At 45.8% G+C, this 3,631-nt stretch carries 5 protein-coding genes; all 5 read left to right on the plus strand.

All coding sequences use genetic code 11. From position 1 onward, the window contains the following. A partial coding sequence (gene rfbA, locus ENN47_05815) for a glucose-1-phosphate thymidylyltransferase (GenBank protein ID HDP77689.1) occupies positions 1-770 on the plus strand: 770 nt, incomplete at its 5' end. Further along, entirely contained in the window at positions 767-1,291 is a 525-nt protein-coding gene (locus ENN47_05820; protein HDP77690.1) for a hypothetical protein, read from the plus strand. The genes rfbA and ENN47_05820, both read left to right, overlap by 4 nt. Further along, positions 1,266-1,454 (plus strand): hypothetical protein, encoded by a 189-nt coding sequence (locus ENN47_05825; GenBank protein HDP77691.1) that lies wholly within the window; start codon positions 1,266-1,268, stop codon positions 1,452-1,454. Before ENN47_05820 ends, ENN47_05825 begins: the two co-directional genes overlap by 26 nt. A gap of 497 nt (positions 1,455-1,951) precedes the next feature. Continuing rightward, entirely contained in the window at positions 1,952-2,521 is a 570-nt protein-coding gene (gene rfbC, locus ENN47_05830) for a dTDP-4-dehydrorhamnose 3,5-epimerase (protein HDP77692.1), read from the plus strand. A 124-nt stretch (positions 2,522-2,645) separates the two neighbouring features. Next, a partial coding sequence (gene rfbD / locus ENN47_05835; protein ID HDP77693.1) for a dTDP-4-dehydrorhamnose reductase occupies positions 2,646-3,631 on the plus strand: 986 nt, incomplete at its 3' end.

The raw sequence follows: 3,631 nt of genomic DNA on the forward strand, positions 1-3,631 counted from the left end.
ATTACCCGCTCTCGGTTTTATTGCTTGCTGACATACGGGAGATACTTGTAATTTCAACTCCTTACGATCTTCCGCTCTTTGAAAAGCTTCTCGGCGATGGTTCCATACTGGGAGTCTCCTTCTCCTACGCAGCACAAGAGATTCCCCGAGGGCTTGCCGATGCTTTTCTTATTGGGGAGGAATTCATATCATCGGACAATGTCGCCATGATACTTGGTGACAATATCTTCTACGGCCAGGGACTGTCGGGCATTCTTAAGAGGGCTTCATCAATCGATGAAGGGGCCTTGATCCTCGGTTATCATGTGAAGGATCCAGGAGCTTACGGAGTGGTTGAGATCGACGAAGCGGGAAATGCAGTTTCTATTGAAGAAAAGCCGAAGAACCCAAAATCCCATTACGCGGTGCCCGGTCTCTATTTCTATGATAATCATGTCGTGGAAATAGCAAAGAACCTCACTCCTTCTGCTAGAGGAGAGCTGGAAATTACTGATGTCAATATTCAGTACATGAAATCCGGCAGACTCAAGGTCGAGACACTTGGAAGAGGTTTTGCCTGGTTAGATACCGGAACACACGAGAGCCTTCTTGAAGCTGCAAGCTTTGTGGAGACAGTTCAGAAGCGTCAGGGTCTCTATGTAGCATGTATAGAGGAAATTGCTTTCAGAAAGGGCTTCATTGATAGAAAGCAGCTCGATCTTGTTGCGAAATCATACAATAATTCCAGTTACGGACGATATCTTATGGATCTGCTGGAGAATGAATCTTGAGACTCAAAATCACGTTCGTCACTTCAAACGATCTTACCATTATTGCGTCACGGTCCGGAACTCCAAGTCACATGTTCGCAGGTCTGAAATCCTTTCCAGATGCAGAACCTATCTGCCCCAGTTTGAGCAAACTGAAGAAACTGTCTCTTCGAAAATGTAACGTATCGGGAAAGCTCACAGGAAAGCGATTTCTTTCTAAACACAGCGTATCTTACTCTCGTATTTGCTCAAAATACGTCCGGAGAAAGCTCAGAGAAAGGGAGTTTGACCTTGTCTTTGCACCCGCTGCAAGCGCTGAAATCGCCTTTCTTAAGACCATACAACCGATGATTCATCTCTCCGAAGCAACATTCAACCTGATGGTCGATTATTGCGAGAGATTCTCGAATCTTTCGAAATCTTCCATTGAAGCCGGAAACCTGATTGAAAGGAAAGCTCTCTGTGTCGCAAAGAGAATAAGAGTGTCTTCTCACTGGGCAGAGAAGTCTATCCTGAATGACTATTCAGTACCCTCTAGGTGACTGTAATACGATTGGACTGAACATCACTACCGCCACACATAGAGAGAGTGGTCGCTCAAGAAGTTTGACGCAGCCAATAAGATTACTCTTCATCGGCGTCGACTGGAAGATAAAGGGCGGAGAGACTGCATATATGGCTATGAAAGAACTAAACAGCAGGTGAGTAGAGACTTGCCTACCTGTTTGCGGGCGTGTTCCTTCAGACAAATTTTATGACAAGAGAATGAAGGTAATACTTTTTCTTGACAAGTCGAAAAAAGATGAACCAGAGACCTTCCACTCACTGTACGAGGAGGCTATCTTCTTCATCCTCCCCACAAGAGCTGAATGCTTTGGAATCGTACTCGGCTAGGCTGCTGCCTTCGTTCATCCAGCTCTTGCTACCAGACCCGGAGGACTGGGGGAAGCCGTCAATGTTGGATTTTCGGGTTTTCTCTTTGATTTTCCCGATAACCACCATGAGTAAGTGGAGAAGATTCAATATCTACTGGAAGATGATCCTACGGATTCAGGGTTGTGCGAAGGCGCATTGAATAGATCCGCTGATGTGCTTAACTGGAAAGTGTGGACAGGGAGAGTTCGATTGCCAGTTAGTGATGTGTGCTCACTAAAAAGTGGACTTCAAAATGGAGTGGTTCTTGATTTGTCGGGGAGGTATGAATGTCGAAGTTCGAGATAATCGGAACCTCATTCGAGGGTCTTTGTTTAATACGACCTTCTGTATTTAGTGATCAGAGGGGAATGTTCAGAGAAACCTACAATGAGAAAGAATTCGAAAAAATTGGCATTCCGAAGATTTACGTTCAGGACAATCATTCACGATCGAAAAAAGGCACTCTAAGGGGCTTACACTATCAGGTGAGGAAGCCACAGGCCAAACTTATCATAGTCGCTAGGGGAAGCGTCTTTGACGTAGCTGTTGATCTGAGAAGAGATTCCGATACTTATGGGAAATGGTATGGTGCTGTTCTGAGTGAGGAGAACGCGCTGGAAGTGTTTATCCCTGAAGGCTTTGCACATGGTTTTCTTGCGCTTTCGGACACGGATTTCCTGTACAAGTGTTCGACGCTTTATGATCCCCAGGATGAAGCGGGGATTATTTGGAATGACAGAGAAATCGGAATTAGATGGCCGCTTCGAGAGTATGGCATAGATGAGCCTTTGTTGTCCGAAAAAGACAAAAAGTGGCCCACGCTTAAGGAGCTGAAGTTTAGCAGATTTGAAGATTAGTTTCATTAGCACGTTGCTCGTTGCACGTAGCCCGTAGTCCTGTGTGTTTAGCTCTTTCTACGTGCCACGCGCTACCAGCCACGAGCTCAATTAGCAATCTGCTAATTAACTAAGGGAGGTATTTATGAGACTCCTGATAACTGGTTCCAACGGCCAACTGGGTCAGGACCTTCAGAAAGAATGTGACAGAAGACGCGTTGACTATGTTGCTACGGATTTCATTGCACGTGGAGCGCCGCGGGTAACACGTGGAATGAGTGATTCCTTCGACGAGCTACGAGTCACAAGTCACGAGCCAAATCCTAATCTGCCAAACTGCAAATCTGCTAGTCAGTTTTGCCACCTTGACATTACCGATCTCAAATCTGTAAGAGAAGCCGTTCTACGAACAACTCCTGACGCAATTATTAACTGTGCCGCATACAACGCGGTAGATAGGGCCGAGGATGACTGGAAGAACACGTTTTTGGTCAACTCTATCGGCCCAAAGAATCTCGCGATAGCTGCTAGCGAACTAGGAATTCCTCTCATGCACTTCAGCACGGACTATGTTTTTGACGGAAAGAAGCAAAGTCCTTACTTCGTATGGGATAAGCCAACGCCGTTGTCAAAATACGGGCAAAGCAAGCTATATGGCGAACAGCTCGTCTCACTTTTCACGAATCGCTGTTTCATTGTTCGACTTAGCTGGGTCTTTGGTATCGGAAACACTAATTTCGTCAAGAAGATTCTCGAATGGTCGAAAGAGAGGGATGAACTGAAGGTCGTCGACGATCAGATATCCTCTCCGGCTTATACAGTGGATCTATCAAAGGGAATTTTGGATCTTCTGTCAACGGGATGCTACGGTATATATCATATGGCTAATAGTGGTTATTGCAGCAGATACGACTGGGCTAAATACATACTGGAGCTTTCTGGCTGGAAAGGCAGATTGATTCCAGCGAAGAGCTCGGGATTCAAAACAGCGGCCCAAAGACCGGAATTCTCTGCCATGGATACTTTCCCGTTGGAGGAAACGATCGGATACGGACTTCCGGAGTGGAGAGATGCTACTGATAGATTTCTTGGAGAACTATCTGGAGAGAAGGGAACAGTGAGTAGTGAAGA

Source organism: Mesotoga infera (assembly GCA_011045915.1).
GTDB classification, from domain to species: domain Bacteria; phylum Thermotogota; class Thermotogae; order Petrotogales; family Kosmotogaceae; genus Mesotoga; species Mesotoga infera_D.